At 39.7% G+C, this 18,873-nt stretch carries 21 protein-coding genes; 13 read left to right on the plus strand and 8 right to left on the minus strand.

Annotated elements, in window-relative coordinates:
* The first annotated feature begins 166 nt into the window (after positions 1-166).
* Together ACY8DX_RS05500 and ACY8DX_RS05505 are read left to right on the plus strand one after the other, a co-directional pair.
* The gene (locus ACY8DX_RS05500; RefSeq protein ID WP_439802192.1) at positions 167-571 is read left to right on the plus strand and encodes a helix-turn-helix transcriptional regulator; all 405 of its coding nucleotides are present in this window, start codon (positions 167-169) and stop codon (positions 569-571) included.
* Positions 572-620: 49 nt separating this feature from the next.
* Positions 621-1,418: an aminoglycoside adenylyltransferase domain-containing protein gene (locus tag ACY8DX_RS05505; protein WP_439802191.1), complete on the plus strand. Its 798-nt coding sequence runs from the start codon at positions 621-623 to the stop codon at positions 1,416-1,418.
* 80 nt (positions 1,419-1,498) lie between these two features.
* Here the strand turns inward: ACY8DX_RS05505 and ACY8DX_RS05510 are convergent, their stop codons facing one another.
* Both ACY8DX_RS05510 and ACY8DX_RS05515 read right to left on the minus strand, forming a co-directional pair.
* Positions 1,499-2,881, minus strand: a complete 1,383-nt coding sequence (locus ACY8DX_RS05510) for an MATE family efflux transporter (protein ID WP_439802190.1) — start codon at positions 2,879-2,881, stop codon at positions 1,499-1,501.
* Positions 2,878-3,318, minus strand: a complete 441-nt coding sequence (locus ACY8DX_RS05515) for a MarR family winged helix-turn-helix transcriptional regulator (protein ID WP_049671771.1) — start codon at positions 3,316-3,318, stop codon at positions 2,878-2,880. Before ACY8DX_RS05515 ends, ACY8DX_RS05510 begins: the two co-directional genes overlap by 4 nt.
* Positions 3,319-3,668: 350 nt before the next feature.
* Between ACY8DX_RS05515 and ACY8DX_RS05520 the strand changes: the two genes are divergently transcribed.
* From ACY8DX_RS05520 to ACY8DX_RS05535, 4 genes are all read left to right on the plus strand, one after another.
* A complete protein-coding gene (locus ACY8DX_RS05520; RefSeq protein ID WP_439802189.1) occupies positions 3,669-4,790 on the plus strand; it encodes a YibE/F family protein in 1,122 nt (373 codons plus the stop codon).
* A complete protein-coding gene (locus ACY8DX_RS05525) occupies positions 4,787-5,554 on the plus strand; it encodes a YibE/F family protein (RefSeq protein ID WP_049671769.1) in 768 nt (255 codons plus the stop codon). The genes ACY8DX_RS05520 and ACY8DX_RS05525 overlap by 4 nt, the downstream gene beginning before the upstream one ends.
* A gap of 117 nt (positions 5,555-5,671) precedes the next feature.
* Entirely contained in the window at positions 5,672-6,067 is a 396-nt protein-coding gene (locus ACY8DX_RS05530) for a hypothetical protein (RefSeq protein ID WP_462406335.1), read from the plus strand.
* Between the two features lie 151 nt (positions 6,068-6,218).
* Complete coding sequence (locus tag ACY8DX_RS05535; RefSeq protein WP_439802329.1) at positions 6,219-7,406, plus strand: putative glycoside hydrolase; 1,188 nt, start codon at positions 6,219-6,221, stop codon at positions 7,404-7,406.
* Between the two features lie 45 nt (positions 7,407-7,451).
* Here the strand turns inward: ACY8DX_RS05535 and ACY8DX_RS05540 are convergent, their stop codons facing one another.
* Positions 7,452-7,637, minus strand: a complete 186-nt coding sequence (locus tag ACY8DX_RS05540; RefSeq protein ID WP_049671767.1) for a hypothetical protein — start codon at positions 7,635-7,637, stop codon at positions 7,452-7,454.
* 127 nt (positions 7,638-7,764) lie between these two features.
* On the opposite strand from ACY8DX_RS05540, the gene ACY8DX_RS05545 reads away from it, so the two are divergent.
* From ACY8DX_RS05545 to pepF, 6 genes are all read left to right on the plus strand, one after another.
* Positions 7,765-8,379 (plus strand): GNAT family N-acetyltransferase, encoded by a 615-nt coding sequence (locus ACY8DX_RS05545; protein ID WP_462406336.1) that lies wholly within the window; start codon positions 7,765-7,767, stop codon positions 8,377-8,379.
* Positions 8,380-8,749: 370 nt separating this feature from the next.
* Positions 8,750-9,145, plus strand: coding sequence for a transcriptional regulator SpxA (gene spxA, locus ACY8DX_RS05550; protein ID WP_049671765.1), 396 nt, complete (start codon positions 8,750-8,752; stop codon positions 9,143-9,145).
* 255 nt (positions 9,146-9,400) lie between these two features.
* On the plus strand, positions 9,401-10,060 hold the full coding sequence (mecA, locus tag ACY8DX_RS05555; protein ID WP_049671764.1) for an adaptor protein MecA: 660 nt from the start codon (positions 9,401-9,403) through the stop codon (positions 10,058-10,060).
* 130 nt (positions 10,061-10,190) lie between these two features.
* Positions 10,191-11,699, plus strand: coding sequence for a cardiolipin synthase (gene cls, locus ACY8DX_RS05560; protein ID WP_049671763.1), 1,509 nt, complete (start codon positions 10,191-10,193; stop codon positions 11,697-11,699).
* Between the two features lie 76 nt (positions 11,700-11,775).
* Positions 11,776-12,948, plus strand: a complete 1,173-nt coding sequence (locus ACY8DX_RS05565) for a competence protein CoiA (RefSeq protein ID WP_049671762.1) — start codon at positions 11,776-11,778, stop codon at positions 12,946-12,948.
* Positions 12,949-12,979: 31 nt separating this feature from the next.
* On the plus strand, positions 12,980-14,791 hold the full coding sequence (gene pepF, locus ACY8DX_RS05570) for an oligoendopeptidase F (protein WP_049671761.1): 1,812 nt from the start codon (positions 12,980-12,982) through the stop codon (positions 14,789-14,791).
* Between the two features lie 50 nt (positions 14,792-14,841).
* Here the strand turns inward: pepF and ACY8DX_RS05575 are convergent, their stop codons facing one another.
* From ACY8DX_RS05575 to ACY8DX_RS05595, 5 genes are all read right to left on the minus strand, one after another.
* Positions 14,842-15,015 carry a hypothetical protein gene (locus tag ACY8DX_RS05575; protein WP_197089942.1) on the minus strand — a complete coding sequence of 58 codons (174 nt, stop codon included), beginning with the start codon at positions 15,013-15,015 and terminating at the stop codon, positions 14,842-14,844.
* Positions 15,016-15,338: 323 nt separating this feature from the next.
* On the minus strand, positions 15,339-16,181 hold the full coding sequence (locus tag ACY8DX_RS05580) for a DsbA family protein (protein ID WP_053103770.1): 843 nt from the start codon (positions 16,179-16,181) through the stop codon (positions 15,339-15,341).
* On the minus strand, positions 16,168-16,581 hold the full coding sequence (locus ACY8DX_RS05585) for a globin domain-containing protein (RefSeq protein WP_049671760.1): 414 nt from the start codon (positions 16,579-16,581) through the stop codon (positions 16,168-16,170). The genes ACY8DX_RS05580 and ACY8DX_RS05585 overlap by 14 nt, the downstream gene beginning before the upstream one ends.
* A 145-nt stretch (positions 16,582-16,726) precedes the next feature.
* Positions 16,727-17,359, minus strand: coding sequence for a lytic transglycosylase domain-containing protein (locus ACY8DX_RS05590; protein WP_049671759.1), 633 nt, complete (start codon positions 17,357-17,359; stop codon positions 16,727-16,729).
* A 5-nt stretch (positions 17,360-17,364) separates the two neighbouring features.
* Positions 17,365-17,964, minus strand: coding sequence for a CYTH domain-containing protein (locus tag ACY8DX_RS05595; protein ID WP_049671758.1), 600 nt, complete (start codon positions 17,962-17,964; stop codon positions 17,365-17,367).
* Between the two features lie 273 nt (positions 17,965-18,237).
* On the opposite strand from ACY8DX_RS05595, the gene ACY8DX_RS05600 reads away from it, so the two are divergent.
* Positions 18,238-18,867: a GTP diphosphokinase gene (locus tag ACY8DX_RS05600; protein ID WP_049671757.1), complete on the plus strand. Its 630-nt coding sequence runs from the start codon at positions 18,238-18,240 to the stop codon at positions 18,865-18,867.
* Positions 18,868-18,873: the final 6 nt, after the last annotated feature.

Consider the following 18,873-nt stretch of genomic DNA (forward strand, 5'->3'; position numbering starts at 1 on the left):
TTCCTCTTATCAAGAGCTGAATGATCAGCTCTCTTTTTTATGTGAGGGAAGAGGAGATTTTTTTAGAGGCTGCATTGAATGTAAACCTGCTGTTTACGTTTGTAACGATAAGTTTATTCCATACTATCCCATTTTTGTTGTAGGATTTTATTAGGAGATATCGGATATGGATAATGATTTTGGAAGTAAATTAAAGACTCTGAGAGAGGAAAGAAAATGGTCTCAAGATGAATTAGCCAAGGAATTGAATATGTCTCGTCAGGCTGTGTATAAATGGGAAAGCGGTAGAGGGTATCCTGATATTCAAAATCTAATTAGGATAAGTGATTTATTCGGGGTGACCGTTGATGATTTGATAAGAAATGATAAAAAGCTGCAAGATCAGATTAGTATTAAGGAAGAGGTATCAATTGAACAATTTGGTGATCCAGGTTTTTATTTAGGAATGATTTTGGTTTTTATCGGCATCTTTACATCAAATGATTCGTTATCAACTATTGTTATGATTATAGGCTTATTAACGATTTGTTTCTTTACTGATGCTGTCAAATCAATCAAATCCCTTTATTAACGTAATCTTATATATGGCTGGGTAATAAAACGAGAGAGGGAGTTGGAAGATGGGGTACAACTGGTATTCGTGTCCTGGTGAAATAAAGGATTATGTCTATACTTTAACTAAATCTATTAAGGGGATTCTTAAGGACAATTATAGAGGAGTGTATTTACATGGCTCTTTAGCAATGGGAGGGTTCAATCCTAGAAGGAGTGATTTGGATGTTTTGGTGATAACGAAAATTTTCATGACAACAGAAGTAAAAAGGGATTTAGCACGATTTTGTCTACATCATTCCTATTCTCCTTTTGCTCTTGAGATTAGTTTTATTTGTGAAGAACATTTAAAGCATTGGCAGCATCCTTGTCCCTTTGATTTACATTATAGCGAGTTCTGGAGAGAGCGATATACAGAGGATTTACTAAATGATACCTATCAGTTTTTGAATGATGAAGTACATGCTGACAATGATTTGGCGGCTCATATGACCATTATCAATCATAGAGGCGTATGTGTGGATGGTGATTCAATCAATGAAGTATTTCCTCTAATTCCGAAGTCTGATTACGTTTCGTCGATTTTAGGCGATTATGTAGAGTGTTTAGAGCGTATGGAAGAAGACCCAATCTATTGTTCACTTAATGTATTAAGGGTGCTTTTGTATTTAGAAGAAGGAGTCATCTCATCCAAGCAAGAGGCTGGGAGCTGGGGAGTAAGAGTATTACCAAAAGAATTTGCCATTACGCTTAATAAAGCAATCGATGGTTATTCGGGTTGGAAAGATACATATACCTTTAATAAGTTCGAGCTGTTATCTCTAAGGAACTACCTATCAAAAAGGGTGCAAAATGTACTAGGATGAACAGTGGTGTTGAAGGGACTTTAAATAGAAAAAGGCAGAGGTATTGTTCAAACAACATCTCTGCCTTTTCGATTCTTTCATCAGCCGGCCAAGGAGTCCTCCATTTCTTTTGGATAAGAAATCTGACCTCTTGTCCTTTTCATTTCACGGCGCAGGAAGTATAGGGTGGTAACGGCTGTAATTGAATCACTGATAGGCATGACAAACCATACTCCCTTTAACCCCATAAAGCGGGGAAGTATGAATAGTAAAGGGATAAACAGCAGAACCTGGCGCATCAAGCTTAATAATAAGGAGATTTTAGGTTTTCCGATTGATTGGAAATAGTTAGGTCCCACTACTGAAATGCCTAAAATAGGAAGGGCAAATAAGAAGATCTTCATCCCTTCTACCGCCATTTGAGTAAGAGTAGGATCATTATTAAAAATGCCAACGAAGAACGCAGGAAATAATTGAATCATTGCTGCACCAAGGCTTAAAACGACCGTTGCCGCAATGATTGAATAGATCAACGCTTTTTTGCTGCGATGATATTGCCTTGCCCCGTAGTTGAAACCGATAATTGGCTGAGAGCCTTGATTAATACCGAAAATCGGCATTAGGAAGAACAATGATATGGAGTTAATCACGGTCATTGCACCAATGGCCATGTCTCCGCCATAGGTCATCAATGTATTGTTTGCAAATATTTGTACAAAGCAAGAGGCAAGCTGCATAGCGAAAGGCGCCATACCGATTGCGAAGATTGTTTTGATAATCGATATGTTGAGTTTCATGTTGATTAATGAAATTTTTAATACAGATGAACCTTTTGTGAAATGGAATAATAACCAGAATGCTGTAATCGCCTGAGAAATAACAGTAGCAATGGCCGCTCCTTGGATACCTAAATCAAAACCGAAGATAAGAATTGGGTCTAAGATCATATTAATTGCACAGCCCACTACCATAACGATTGCTGCTAATTTAGGATGTCCATCTGCACGCGTCATATGTGAGAAGGCAAAAGCGAATAGGTTAAAGATAATTCCGATAAGGATGATTTGGATATAGTCTTTAGCAAAAACAATGGTTTGATCAGTTGCTCCGAACGAGCGCAGCAATGGGTTTAAAAACAGTAGCCCAAGAACAGTTAATCCAATTCCAAGGAAGATTATTAGCTTAGTCGCATTACCGATAATTTGCTCTGCTTCATTCTTATTGCCTTGCCCTAGTTTAATGGATATACTTGCTGTCGCACCGATTCCCACTAACATCCCAAATGCCAATATTAGTGTCATAATCGGCATTGTAACTCCAACGCCTGTAATGGCCATTGGGCCCACATTAGGGATATGCCCGATGAAAATACGGTCTACAATATTATATAGAGCATTCACGATCATCCCGATAATGGCAGGAACTGAATACTTCAATAAAAGTTTTCCGATTGATTCTGTGCCTAATACGTTTTGATTATTCAATGGTTTTCTCCTTTCAATAAGCTGGTTGTGATTTTTTTCAGCAGATAAGTCATCTGTGCTTCTTCTTCTTTTGTTAAACTCTGTTTGATGGTTTCGTCCCAAGCGTGAAGTTTATTAAATACTTCTTCCTTAATGTTCAATGCTTTTTCTGTAATAAAAACCTTGTAATAGCGTTTATCTTTTTCATTGCGAACCCGATAAACTAAATTCTCCTCCTCTAATTTCTTTATCGCTCTAGCAACGGTTGCTTTGTCGACTAAAAGAAGCTTTGCCAGCTCCTCCTGACTTACGCCGTCTTTGCGGTAAAGTTGTAAGAGAAAGGCGTATTGTCCAGAGCCGATTCCATATTCCTGGAGCTCTTTAGATATTAAGGCTGACCCTTTACAATAAATTTTCGCGATATAACGTCCAATATCCTCTGAATGATTACTATTCATATTAACTGTCACCCTCTCTTACAGAATTTGTTTAGAAAGAAAATATGCAATTCTGTTATTTACCTATCAACTATATGCATTCATTCAATAAACATTATATTAGTATAATAATAGATAGTTGTTTATGCAACTATTTTTTCTTTCTTCCTTAATGGAATTGATTGATATTCCTGTAAGTGTTTTTAAATAAACGAACCCTTCTCTTTTGAACAAAACAGAAGCCAATTTATTAAAGGGTATGAAGATTGAACAGAATCTTCTTTTTTGTGGATTTAATTGACGAGGGAAACAAAGTCTTGCTATTCTAACTCCAATACATATAGTAAGATTCTAGTACTGGGGGTGTTGTCTTGCGTAGCTTCTTGTTGAAAGTAAATAAACCGTTATTTCGCGCTCTCCTGCTTGCGATTTGCATCCTTTCTTCTATTGTGTTTGTGAATCATAATCATGCACTTTATGATAAGCCTATAGCAGAAGTGACAGAGGTAAAGACTGTTGATACGGAGGACTTATTGGATCGATTTGAGAATCATGATTCCCTCTATACGCAGGAAATGAAAGCAGTCATGAGAAATGGTGATCTAAAGGGTCAGGTGATTTCTTTAACCAATATGTATTCTGATTCGGGAGCATATGATATAGATTATCAAGTTGGCAACGATGTTTTTGTCACTATTAAGGAATCAAGTGAGACTGATTCGCTCACTGGCACCATCCAGTCGTTAAAGAGAGATCACTATGTGCTGCTGGCGGCATGGGTGTTCATTTTAACGCTTTTATTTGTTGGAAGGAAACAGGGTTTTTTTGCGGTTATTAGTCTTGTGGTGAATGCGGCCATCTTGTCTTATGCATTGGATGTTTATCTGGGCACAGGCATAAGTTTACTCTGGATTTGTGGTGGCTCTGTTGTTATTTTTACTGTTATTTCTCTTATACTTGTCAATGGCCTTAATGAGAAGACCTTTGCTGCTATTATAACGACCTTGCTTGGGACTTTTGTATCATTTTGTCTGACATTTCTTGTGATGGAAATGACGAAGGACAGCGGTCTGCGCTATGAAGAAATGCAATTCTTGACGAGCCCATACCGGATAGTATTCCTGGCTGGGTTATTCATTGGGTCGCTTGGTGCTGTCATGGATGTGGCTATTACGCTTGTTTCTTCTATCTTTGGACTTTATGAAAAGAAGCCTGATATATCGGTTAAAGCACTGCAGACATCTGGATTTGAGATTGGCAAGGATATAATGGGGACAATGACCAATATTTTATTTTTCGCTTATATAAGCGGGTCAATTCCTATGTTAATCCTGTATTTAAAGAATGCATCCCCTCTTGGATTTACCCTTTCAATGAATCTTTCATTAGAGATGGCTAGAGCATTTGCGGGAGGAATTGGAATCGTCATCACTATTCCGATTGGATTATATACGGCGATTTTCTTTATTAATCGAAAAAGGAGCAGGCTATGAATACACTTGTGTCACTGGCGCTTCTGTTGTTTATCCTTATGCTGATCATCGGAGGGAGAAAAGGGGCCAGGTCTTTTATTGCAATATTCTTCAACTTTATGGTTCTGATGATTTCAGTCATTATCATGTTAATTCCGCAGGCTGACCCAATCATCGTAACGTTTATTGCCTGCGTGATTATTGGCTGCATAAATTTGTTCTTTATTAATGAAATAAATACAAAAACAAAAACAGCCTTTCTTGCTTCGCTTTTGACCATTATTGTTCTGCTTGCATTCATATGGGTTCTGACTGATGCTTCGAAGATACAAGGATTCGGAGAAGAAGAAGTGGAGGAGTTGACGATTTTCTCCCTTTACATAGGAACTGACTTTGTGAAGATTGCTGCATCTGTTATTATCATGAGTACAATCGGTGCGATAACGGATGCTGCCATGGCTATCTCTTCTCCAATGTTTGAGATGCGCTTCCATCATCCTTATGCGAGCAGGAAAGAATTCTTCTCGTTCGGCATCCAAATTGGTAAAGACATTTTAGGTACAAGTGCTAATACATTATTCTTTGCCTTTTTTGGCGGGTATATGGCCCTGTTGATTTGGTTTAAGGATTTAGACTATTCCTTTGGTGAAATCATCAATTCGAAGATTTTCAGTGCCGAAATGATGACAATATTCTGTGCAGGCACTGGAGTGGCATTAGTTATTCCAATGACCGCCTGGATTACAGCCTATGTCTTTACGAGAGTGAAGAAGACTGAGACATAGTAGAAATTATTGAATGAATTCTCCCTTTTCGGGGAGAATTTTTTTGTTGGTGTAAGTTGAATGCATTTGTAAATAGTTGTAAAATTATTGAGAGGACAAATATTTATTGGAGGACTTTTGATCAAAATCATTCTACGAAATTTATTAACTGTCTTAGTTGTAACAGTCTTTATTGCATTCCTCTTTGTTGGGTTTCTACTATTTATAGAAGAAATTCAATTGGTCGACATCATACCTTTTACGTTAATAACGATTATGTACACCTCCCTTTTAGTGTTTCGTTTTGGATTTGTATCCTCGATCATTGGTGAATGTTTTGCTTATTTTGCTCAAAACGAGCGTCATCGAATGGCTATAAAACTGCTAATCTATTGTTTATCCCTGTCTCTATTTTTATCTCTGGAGGAAAGTAACTTATTTTTCAATATCCTTGGTACCATTGGTGCGATAGCCTATATCCTCTTTGATGAGTTTTGGAGGAAAAGAAGCAGCATGGCAGCCGGTTTAGTCTAAGAGATGTCCGTTTATTCGTTTTCATTTACAAAAGAACAGAAGGAATATTCAGTGGATTAATGCCAGATGAAAGATACATAATTCTGTGTAATTTGGAGAATAGTGTATAATGAATGGTGGTAAATGGAAAAGAGAGGAGTGGATGGGAAGAATGAGAATAGTGAAACAGTTGATTTTGTTGAATCTGCTCGCTTTTTCTGCATGGAGTGCGGAGGCGAGTGCTGAGGGCAGACAGGTTAAATTACATAGTGAACAAAAGATTAGCATTGAGAACAAGGAAGTGCCGGCTGATATGAATCGCTTTCCAGGGGGGAACTATTCCTTTACCTATCCAGATGCGGTTCGGGGAGTTTATGTAACGGGCAATTCTGCCGGCGGGAGCAAATATCAAGAACTTGTCCAATTAATTGAGTCGACAGATTTGAATGCGATGGTCATTGATATTAAGGATGACCGCGGGAATTTGACTTATCTGCCGGATGAGTCGAAGCCTTATGCAAAAGCGGGAATGAACTTGATTAAGAATCCGGAGAAATTGCTGAAGGATATGGAAAAGCGGGAAATATATCCAATTGCCCGTGTGGTTGTCTTTAAGGACAGCTATTTAGCGAACAAGAAGCCGGAATGGTCCTTTAAGGACGGGGAAGAGGTTTGGAAGAATGGACGCGGGGAGTCCTTCGTAAACCCATTTGTGAAGGAAGTATGGGATTATAATGTCGACATCGCGATTGAAGCGGCTAAGATGGGCTTTGAAGAGATCCAATTTGATTATGTCCGTTTTCCTGAAGGATTTGAAAGAAGGGATAATGAGCTTAAATATTCCGTCGGCGATTACGGAGATAAAGCTGTAGATAATGTACAGCACCGAGTGAATGCTGTAACGGACTTTGTGGCTTATGCGAAGGAGAAGCTTGAGCCTTATGATGTTGAAGTGTCCGTTGATATATTCGGGTATTCGGCAACCTTGCCGGAGGCACCAGGAATTGGACAGAATTTCTCGAAGATCTCAGAGCATGTTGATGTCATTTCCTCGATGATCTATCCAAGTCATTGGACCTCTTATTTTGGTATCACGAAGCCAGACCTTGAGCCATACCAGCTGATTAAAGAATATGCCAAGCTTGAGAATAAAAAGCTTGGTGAATTGAAGAATCCACCGGTATCAAGGCCTTGGATTCAGGATTTCACCGCTACGTGGCTTGGCAAGGGCAATTATATGCCTTATGGAAAAGAAGAAGTAGAGGCTCAAATCAAGGCGTTGAATGAGGAAGGAATAGATGAATTCCTTCTATGGAATTCCGGTAATCGATACACCCCTGGGGTGGACTATACACCATAAAATGAAGAAAAGCAGCAAGACCGAAGCGGACTCGCTGCTTTTTTATTACTTTGGCTTGCCGCCGACCGACTTGAATCCTGCTTGTGACAGGCTTGTTTGTTTCACAAAGGAGTTTCTCTTCTGACGAGGGGAGAGGAGATGGCCGATACCGTTTGTAAGCGGGCCCATAAAGGCCGTTAAACCAATGACAAATAAAGCGAACAAGAAGAAATCAACTGCATATTCGGTCATTCAAGGGTCCCTCCAATATATTTCATGAATGTAAAGTTCTTTACAATTCCATTCTAGTCGGTTATTTAGCAGATGAAAAGGGAAAAAGTGTAAAGAATGTAAAAATGCGTGTTGCCGTTTGACTTAAGTGCAACCAGAAATCAAAGGAGAGAAGACAAGACACATGACTTGGTACAATAAACTAAAAGAGTATTTCCCAAAGGAAGAAATGAAATCTAAGGAACATTTTGATGCTCTATTGAATAATAAAAACAAGAATTATTACATTGATGAAGGAAAAAACCATATTCTACTGTATGCAGAAAGAGATGAGTTTATCTTCATTGATTATTTATATGTCATTGGCAATGTGAGAGGCAACGGGATAGGAAAGAAGCTGCTTGAGCAATTGAAGCTGAAGGGTAAGCCGATCTTTCTCGAAGTTGAGCCAGTTAATGAAACGGAGCAAGACACAGAAAGGAGACTTCGTTTTTATAAACGTGAAGGCTTCCAGCATGCGAGCTCTGTTTATTATAAAAAAACCTCCCCAGCAACAGAGGAGGAAGTGGAGCTTGAGATTCTTTATTGGTCCCCGGACCCTGCACTCATGGAGCATGATGTATTAAAGGGAATGCAAGATGTATATCGGGAGCTTCACACGTACAGGGATGAAGAACTATATGGCCGTTCGTTTGAACCGACAGAGCAGGCTTTAAAGATTCATGTTGATAAGGCAGATATATTAGAAGAAATCAAAAGCTGAGGTGTAATTGCCTCAGCTTTTGACCTGTGTAAGGGATGTTTACTCGCAATTGGCAGCGGGTATTAAATAGTATAAGGGGATTGAAATACTTTCCTATTAAGTCCATAGAAATGGTACTTTAGATTTGGTTAATATGACAAATATTTCATCAATATTATGTTTTGTGTAATATTGAGAAATTGAGGCAGGTTTTTCTAAAAAAATCTACCCAACCCAATATTTATCATGTATAATAAATTTAATGTGTTTCTTATTTATAATAATTACAATATAATCACATTACCAATATTATAAACCTATAACTTTACATAGTCGAATATAAAGCCACTGATGGATTTGCGAACTATAACGATAGGGAGAGTGACAGGGAATGGTAACACTATACACATCACCTAGCTGTACGTCATGTAGAAAGGCAAAAGCGTGGTTAGAAGAACACGATATTCCATATAAAGAACGTAATATATTCTCAGAAACATTGAGTCTTGATGAGATTAAGGAAATCCTTCGCATGACAGAGGATGGAACAGATGAAATCATCTCTACACGTTCAAAAACATTCCAGAAGCTGAATGTGAACTTAGATAATCTGCCATTGCAAGAACTGTTCACCATTATCCAGCAAAATCCAGGTTTGTTAAGAAGACCAATCATTATCGATGAAAAGAGATTACAGGTCGGCTATAATGAAGATGAAATTAGACGATTCCTTCCTCGGAAAGTCAGAACCTTTCAACTTCGCGAAGCTCAACGCCTAGTAAACTAACTGCATTACATTCTGCCCCTTGTTAAGCAGCAAGGGGCTTTTCACGTTCATTTAAATGGGCTTTTTGTTTATTTTAATAAAAATAGGTTATTTTGTTTCCCTCTGCCATATATTTATCATAAAATATAACTAGGACCACACTTGACGAAAGGTTCATCCATGATTAACATTTTTTAAAACAGGGAAAAGATATAACAACCTAGTTTGGGGGTAATCCCTTCAATTGACCTCAAACCAGAAGGGAGAGAGTGAATCATGGAAATCGAGCGTATTAATGAAAACACTGTGAAATTCTATATTTCATACGGAGACATAGAGAAGCGCGGCTTCGATCGTGAAGAGATCTGGTATAACCGGGACCGCAGCGAAGAACTATTCTGGGAAATGATGGATGAAGTGCACGAAGAAGAGGATTTTACAGTAGAAGGTCCACTTTGGATTCAAATCCAAGCACTTGAAAAAGGATTAGAAGTGTTAGTTACGCGTGCTCAACTCTCCAAGGACGGCCAAAAGTTCGACTTGCCGATTGACGACCCAGCCAATGCGGTTGATCTGAAGATTGAATCAATGCTGAATGAACATTTTCATCCGGAGCAATCAATGGATGAACAAGCTGTAGAAGAAGGACCGCTTCAGTTTGTCCTTACTTTCCAAGATTTTGAGGATGTTGTGGCACTCAGCAAAACAAATGGAGTCCATGGAGTACTCACGAAACTATACTCCTTTGAGAATAAATACTATCTTTATGTTGAATTCCCTGAAGGGGAATTTGAAGAAGATGAAATAGACAATATTTTATCCATCCTTCTAGAGTATTCGGATGAATCAAGGGTAACCATTCATCGAATTGAGGAATATGGTTCTGTCATTATACAGGAAGATGTATTTAAGACAGTTAATCAATATTTTGCATGATTGTAATCAGCTAGTTTCCATTTTGGGAACTAGCTTTTTATTATTCTTTAATAGCAAGCAGGGGTCAAAAACCCTGAAAATGGGTATAGAGGAAGGTCGTACTACATTTTGAGGATTAGGGTGAATAGGCATGAAGACCACGGTTAAAATCATTTTATTCTTATTAACCATTTTTATTGTTACTTATTTATACCGCGAGAATATTCAGAGTGATCTTGTCCAGTACATCAGTATTGGAGGGACATTATCAGTTATCTTTATCGGTTTTATTATTTTTATGGAAAATCGGCATCCGACGCAGACGCTGGCCTGGCTTGTAGTGTTAGGCGCTTTTCCATTGTTAGGATTTATCTTTTATTTATTATTTGGTCGCAATTATCGAAAGGAGAGAATGTTCAAGAAGAAATACTTCCTTGATAAAAAGGTTTATTTAGGGAGTAAAGCTCCGAAAGAAGGCTATACACATCCAGCGATTGGGGATGATGACTACGATAAACTTCTAGGACTCGCTGAAAAACTCGGCAATACGAATATTTCTATCTCCACTGAAACAGAAGTTCTGACAAATGGCCAGGAAACATTCGAGGCAATTAAAGAAGCCTTACGTTCAGCAGAGAATCATATACATATGGAATATTATATTGTACGAAATGATGAATTGGGGTCAGAGATAAAAGATATTCTAATTGAGAAAGCGAAGCAAGGGGTGAAAGTCAGGTTCTTGTATGATGATGTCGGTTCCTGGAGGCTTCCGGCTAAATTCATCCGTGAAATGAGAGCCTGGGGGATAGAAGTGGTTGCATTTGGACCCGTGAAGATTCCCTTCTTAAATAATAAATTTAATTTCCGTAACCATCGTAAAATTATCGTCGTGGATGGCTATATTGGCTTTGTCGGCGGATTGAACATTGGGGATGAGTATTTAGGAAAGGATGAATCAATTGGGTTCTGGCGGGACACTCATTTACGATTGAAGGGTGAGGGTGTCAGAGCCTTGCAGTTAATATTTATTCAAGATTGGTATTATATGACCGACCATAGCTTCTTGACGGAAGATTATTTAATGCCGAAGGAAACGCCGAATGAAATTCATGGCGGAGTTCAGGTTCTTGCAGGCGGGCCTGATAATGAATGGAGTGTAATCAAAAATATATACTTCTCTATGATCACGTCAGCGAAAGAATCAGTATGGATTGCCTCCCCTTATTTCATACCGGATGAGGATATATTCTCCGCCTTAAAGGTTGCGGCTCTGAGCGGAATTGATGTAAGGCTGCTGGCGCCTAGCAACCCTGACAGCCGTATTGTCTTCCATGCCTCCAGGTCGTATTACCCTGAATTACTTGAAGCTGGGGTGAAAATCTATGAATACAGGGAAGGCTTCATGCATTCTAAGATTATGATTGTAGACGGGCAGCTCGCTTCAATTGGTACATCCAATATGGATATGCGGAGCTTCCATTTAAATTTTGAGGTGAATGCGTTCTTGTATCGCACCAACAGTGTCAAAAAGCTTGTTCACGATTACTTGCATGACTTGCTTGTCTCTAATGAACTTCACAGTGAAACCTTTCAGAACCGCAACTTCTTCGTACGTTTCTTTGAGTCCTTATCAAGATTGCTATCTCCCTTCTTATAATTGCTTGCATAGGAGGATTATCAGCCCTTTTCTAGAATTAGAATAATGACCTTAATTCTAGAAAGGAGCTGTTTGGATGTTGATAGCGGCCGACGAAGAAGGAAGACTTGTTCATTCGACCCATTTGGCAGAACGAAAGAATCGAATATTCAAATGCCCCATTTGCCAAAAGCGTGTACTGTTCAAGGCGGGAAGCAGACGTATTCCTCATTTTGCCCATCAAAGAGAAGAGCGTTGTCCAGGCATGGATGAACCCGAATCCATTATTCATTTAGAAGGGAAAAATCTGATTTATGAATGGGCATTACAATGGGCGGAAAGGGCTGTGTTAGAGCAATATTACCATTCCATCTCCCAAAGAGCGGATATTGCCGTTCATGCGGATGGACTAGACTATGCGATTGAGTTCCAATGCTCAGCTCTTTCTGCAGAAAGACTTATCGAAAGGACAATGGGCTATCAGGAGGAAGGCATTGAACCAGTTTGGATTTTCCATTTACCCCTTCTTAAGAAAAAAGGCAGTATGGAGTGGTCACTGCCGGCATCTCTCCAATCGGCCATTCGATTATCCCCCTCAGGAGATTTATACCTCTTATTCTTTGATCCTCAAAACCCTAAAACCGTTCTTCTACTTCGAAATCTCATACCTATTACGAAAGAAATATTTTTTGGACAAGCTGAAAGGCTTCCGTTAAAAGGACGTACTATCCGACAATGGCTGAGGCCGAGAGCAAGACCTTTCTTGTATATACGGGAGTGGATGAGAAAGCGTGAAAGTCTGATTCGGAATGAGTGGAGGTATCAAGGAGCCAAGAATCCACTTCTTCGCAGCCTCTATTCCATTGGCATACAAGGCATGCTGCCGAAAATGATTGGCATTCCCCTCAAAAGTTCATTTCTGTATGGAAGTGCACCGCATCATTGGCAAGGGCTTGTCTTCATGGATTTGCTTAATTGCCAGCAAAAGCATGGAGAAATTACACACTGGGGAATCCGCCGGCATTTTATGGATAGACTACGTAAAAGAGAGATAGTGATCAGGAGCCTGCCCAGCGTAAAGATACCCTTCTTCGCTCCGGTAGAGGAATATATGAGATTTCTTGAAAAAACGGAATATTTAATAAAAAATAAAGAAAATAGCTATATAATAGAGGAAGGGTTTCTGACAAAAGAGATGCAGCATTCTACGATTAATCAGGTGGTGCTGGACTTTTTAAAAGAGGAACACAATGATTTATGGCGAAACTAATTTAGATATGTGATGAAATGGAGGGAATGAAATGGCAGCAGATGTAAACCAATTGCCAGAACGTAATGATATCCCGGTGGAGGACACATGGAGGCTTGAGGATATTTATGAAACAGATCAAGCTTGGGAGAATGAATTCAAGGAAATTCAGGAATCTCTTCCAAAGGGTAAACAATATCAAGGTAAATTAAGCGAAAGTGCAGATGTATTATGGGATGCCTTGCAATTTCAGGATGAGATGACAGAACGTCTTGGCCGCTTATATACATATTCTCACATGAGGTATGACCAAGATACGGGTAACACCTTCTATCAAGGTATGGATGACAGGGCCAAGAATCTGTATTCACAGGCTTCCAGCATTTTCTCTTATATCGTACCGGAGATTCTTTCAATCAATGAAGAAACAATCAATCGCTTCATGGAAGAGAAGGAAGAGTTAAAGCTTTATGCACAAGTACTGAAAGAAATTAATTTGCAAAGACCGCATGTGCTGTCTGCTGATCAGGAGGCAATATTAGCGCAGGCATCAGAAGCGTTAAGTGCCTCATCCAATACATTCGGCATGCTGAATAATGCCGATCTTCGCTTCCCGTCTATTAAGGATGAAAATGGTCAGGAGGTTGAACTCACTCACGGAAGGTATACAAGATTCCTTGAGAGCGCTGACCGCCGTGTGCGTAAAGATGCGTTTGAAGCGATGTACAAGACATACGGCCAATATAAGAATACATTTGCAAGCACACTTGCAGGAACGGTTAAGAAGGATAATTTCTATGCAAAGGTTCGTAATTATTCATCCGCACGTGAAGCGGCGCTTTCTGCCAATAATATTCCGGAAAGTGTCTATGAGAATTTAGTAGGTGCCATTCATGATAATCTTCATTTGCTGCACCGCTATGTCAGCCTGAGAAAGAAAATTCTAGGTGTTGATGAACTTCATATGTATGATCTGTACACGCCGCTTGTCAAGGACGTAAAGATGGAGATTCCATATGAGGAAGCGAAGGATTATGTCTTAAAAGGGTTGGCACCGCTTGGTGAGGATTATGTATCTGTTTTGAAAGAGGGCTTTGATAACCGCTGGGTGGACGTGCATGAGAACCGCGGCAAACGGAGCGGGGCTTATTCCTCAGGGGCATATGGAACGAATCCGTATATCTTAATGAACTGGCAGGATAATGTGAACAATCTGTTTACACTCGCACATGAATTTGGTCATTCTGTCCACAGCTATTACACAAGAAAGAATCAGCCTTATCAATATGGAGATTACTCCATTTTCGTTGCAGAGGTTGCCTCAACAACAAACGAAGCTTTACTGAATGATTATTTATTAAAGGAAATTGACGATGAGCAGAAGAAAATTTACTTATTGAACCATTACCTCGAAGGCTTCAGAGGCACAGTATTCCGCCAAACCATGTTTGCCGAATTCGAGCATTTAATTCATAAGATGGCTCAGGACGGAATTGCTCTGACGGCTGAAAGCTTTACAAAAACGTATTATGACTTGAATAAGAAGTACTTTGGCGAGGATATTGTGATTGATGAGGAAATCGGCTTAGAATGGTCTCGTATTCCACATTTCTATTACAATTACTATGTTTATCAATATGCAACTGGTTTCAGTGCTGCTGCAGCCTTGAGCAGTCAAATTCTCGAGGAAGGGCAGCCTGCAGTAGAACGCTATTTAGGATTCCTTGAGGCTGGATCGAGTGACTTCCCGATTGAAGTGCTGAAAAAAGCCGGAGTGGATATGACGTCTCCGGAGCCAATTGAGGCGGCATGCAAAGTGTTTGAAGAAAAATTAACCGAATTGGAACAGCTGTTAAATAAATAAACAAGGTAAAAGCGGAGGGCATATATCCCCTCCGCTTTCTTTCGTCTGGTCTAAAATCCTTTAAACCGTTTCTTATGCCGAATACCACAAATAAAAATCAGGAATGAAGCAAAAAGTATAGGAGAGGAAATGTAAAGCGGGATGACATGCATCAGCCCGAGAAGCTGCAGGAAGAAAGAAATCATGATGAGGCATAGCAAGCCGATGAGATAAAATTTTTTCATAAAGAATCCGTCCCTTTAGTTAATAAAATTTCGATGCTGCCTATTATTATCGTATGGCGGGCACGCAAATTTATGAAATGAATGTGACATTTTTGTGAATCGGTGAACAAAATGCTTGTCAGATTCATGAGGATTTGCTATATTAATATTGTGAAGTTGATCACTAGCAAACATTTACCCCTTTGTTTGACCGTGAAAAATTTCTCCCATCCCCTTTGTTCGTATGAAGAAGAAGACTCTGGCCGATTACAGAGTCTTCTTCTTGTATATTCAGGTATTTATTTTATTTTTATATAATATAGTAAAAGGGCTTTTTGAAATTTTTACCTATATCTCCAAAATGTTTCTGATTGCAGCGGAATATGCTCAACTGCCTGCTTCAACATTAATTTCTTCATTTCACGTTCAACCTCATGAGGCTCCATTTGATAAATATAGCTAAGCTCGGATGTGGTGACTACCTCAAATTCCTTTGCGCATTCTTCCAAGGCAGGCAATGCGTTGGCTTTCGGCTGGAATCCTAAAATCTCCTCAAGTATCTGCACATAAATCTCATATGGATAAGAGCCTGCGACCTTGATGCCTTCTTCCTCCATCTTCTGATTGAAGAAGACAAGGGAAGGGAGGTCCTGAACATCCATTTCCTCTGTTATCTTCAAATCACATTCCAAAGCTTTAATGGCACTATCTGATTGAAGGTCTCGAACGAATTCATCATAGTCGATATCTGCTTTCTCTGCACAAGTCAGAAGTGTATCAAGCGCATCTACGCATTCCTGGTTTATAAAAAGGGATTCTTGTATTTTCTTGAAATAACGATATCCTGCTTTTTTACCTTGAAGTTCTGCTGCCTTAATGGCAATTGATGTAATATGACCAGCAAATTCCTTCTCAATCCATAGCTTCTCACACGAAATGCCTGATTGAGAGGTCCTTGACTTCTCAGGCAGCCGTGTATGAGTTTGCTTGCTGAAGACATGCTTGAGCGCAAAATAATGGCCGTATTCTAGTTTCAGACGTTTGAGCGTGCGATCTAATCTGAAGCAGGAAGGGCAGGTAGGGTCAATAAATACATAGATTTCTAAAGGCTTTTCAAGAGGCTTGAAAAAATGATGCACGGTAGACCAATCATGCCAATTGGAAGAGGACGCTTTATGATTTGGCATAAAAATCACCGCTTCCAAAGGATTCTTTTGTGTTAATCATATGCTGGGCTGTCATCGTCAGCCGCCCTAATATATACTCTCTCAATGGATTTTCCACATTTACTGTATCCATCGCTCTTTCCATACACTCCAGCCAGGCCTCTGCCCGTTTTTGTGTTATTTCAAACGGCATATGCCTTGCTCGCAACATTGGGTGTCCATGTTCTTCTGTATAGATGGACGGTCCTCCAAGGAACTGAGTGAGAAACTGCTTCTGTTTACGTGCTGTTTCGCTCAGGTCTTTCGGAAAAATGGGAGCTAGAAGCGGATGGGATCCCACATTACCATAAAATTCATTCACTAATTCATGTAATTTAGCTTCTCCCAATGCCTCGTATGGTGTCAGATTTACTTCAGCCATACATCATTCTCCTCTATTTATAATTGGTTTTACATATAACCATAATTTTAGCAAGGGGGACCTTAATTTTCCAATATCCTGCTTTTCGACCGCGAATTGCTGAGCAAATAAAAGAAAAAGATGAGCATATGTTCGCTCACCTTCCTTACGCATAATATTGATGCAGCACCTTGTTGACATAGTTTTTTGTTTCCTCAAAAGGAGGAACTCCCCCGTATTTATCCACATTACCAGGTCCGGCATTATAGGCTGCAAGCGCAAGTGTGATATCTCCGTTATACTTGGAGAGCATATTCCGTAAATACTTCGTTCCACCCATAATATTATCATGCGGATCAAAGACATCAGATACCCCCAGCCAGGAGGCGGTGGAAGGCATTAACTGCATTAATCCGGAAGCACCTGCCATACTGACCGCGTCAGGGTCAAATCCGCTTTCTTGTTTGATGACAGCGCGTATTAACTTTTCAGGTACATCATAGGTTGTTGCTGCTTTACGGATGATATCGTCATAGTTCCCGCTTGCAGGATTGTATGATGCTTTAATCGTTTGGCTTGATGTCGGTTCTAAGCTGCCAAGCCCGGAATGAATCAAGGTTGCGATTGTTCCAAGCCCAAGTGATGAAGAATCATTGCTGGAACTAGAAAGCGCCTCTCCAAGCATAGATTGAAATAGGGCTGCTGTTTCTGGCCGGGTGTTGCTGTTTTGGCTTCCAAGTGTTGAAAAGGATTGAAGTGCCTGTATTTGCAGGGCGATAGGCAAGTCACTTGCCCTCATGTTGATCACTCCTCAAGTTTTTTCACTCTTTGCATCTCCATGAAAAAGCGTTTGACCTTATTATCGGTTGCCCGCGCTGGAATGTTTGCCGTTTGGAGCAATTCCTGAAAGATTATTTTTCCCTTCTCATAATGATTGGCTTCAAATTCAAGCTCATAATCAGTCACATCAAAATACGTGCTCTTATCAAAAACAAGCAGTCCATCTTCATAAGGGATTTCAGCTCTGGCAGTCGTTAAAGTTCCAAAGCAAGAGAGAAGATTTGGGTCAATGCCCATTAACCGGACTTTGTCATAAACTGGACCCTCTTGAATAGTTTCTCCTGAAAGGAGGGCTCTCGCTGCACCGGAATCAAGCGTGAGGTTTGTCTCAAGCAGTCCATGACCATCAGGCAGAGGCTGTTTCAAGGTCATTTCATACCGGCCGTTTTTTTCTCGGATACGAAGGGCGCTCTGGCAGTCCTTCAGGGCAAAGTTAGGCGTGTCGAAGTAATGGTTCTTCTGTTCAATAAATTGTTCATCGCTTATATGATGCGCCGCAATTAGGCGTTCGAATTCTGCATCCGACAATAAATTCTTAAATTCAATCTCAATTTGTTCAGACATGTTTTATTCCTCCAACTGTCATTAATGGTACCCTCTTATTATGACTTTTTGGTAAGTTTACATCAATCTTAGAAATGAGTTATATTCTTGTGATAAAATAGGAGGTAAGCAGCTAGAGAAGGAATGGTCATCACAATAAGTAACAAAAACTAAGTACATAATTGTTAAATAACAAACAGCCATAGGCTAATTTTGAATAGAACAGATAAAGACAGAACCGTATCCAGCTCGCTAAGGTATTGTTTATGAAAAGTAATCCAGGTGGTGGAGTCCATGAGTAGAAATTGGGATGAATTTTTAGCCCCGTATAAACAGGCAGTTGATGAATTGAAAATTAAGTTAAGGGGCATTCGGTCTCAATTTGATTTGGAAAACGAGCATTCTCCGATTGAGTTTGTGACTGGACGGGTTAAGCCAGTTGCAAGTATTCTAGATAAAGCATATCAAAAGCATGTACCCGAAGATAAATTAGAATCAGAAATCCAAGATATAGCTGGATTGAGGATTATGTGCCAATTCGTCGATGATATTAAACAGGTCGTTCTTCTGCTTCGGCAGCGAACCGATTTCACCATTCTCGAGGAACGGGACTATATCACCAATAAAAAGGCAAGCGGGTATCGCTCCTATCATGTCGTCATTGAATATCCGGTTCAAACCATTCATGGCGAAAAGAAAATCATGGCGGAGATTCAAATCCGGACGCTTGCCATGAACTTTTGGGCGACAATTGAGCATTCGCTGAATTATAAATACAATGGACAGTTCCCGGAAATATTGAAGAAAAGGCTTGAGAGTCTTGCAGAGGCTGCCTTTCACATGGATGAGGAAATGACCCAGATTAAGCTTGAAATTCAGGAAGCCCAAGCTTATGTCGTGAAAAAGAGGGGGAAAAACACTTAACAGGTG

This window comes from Gracilibacillus sp. Marseille-QA3620, assembly GCF_054950035.1.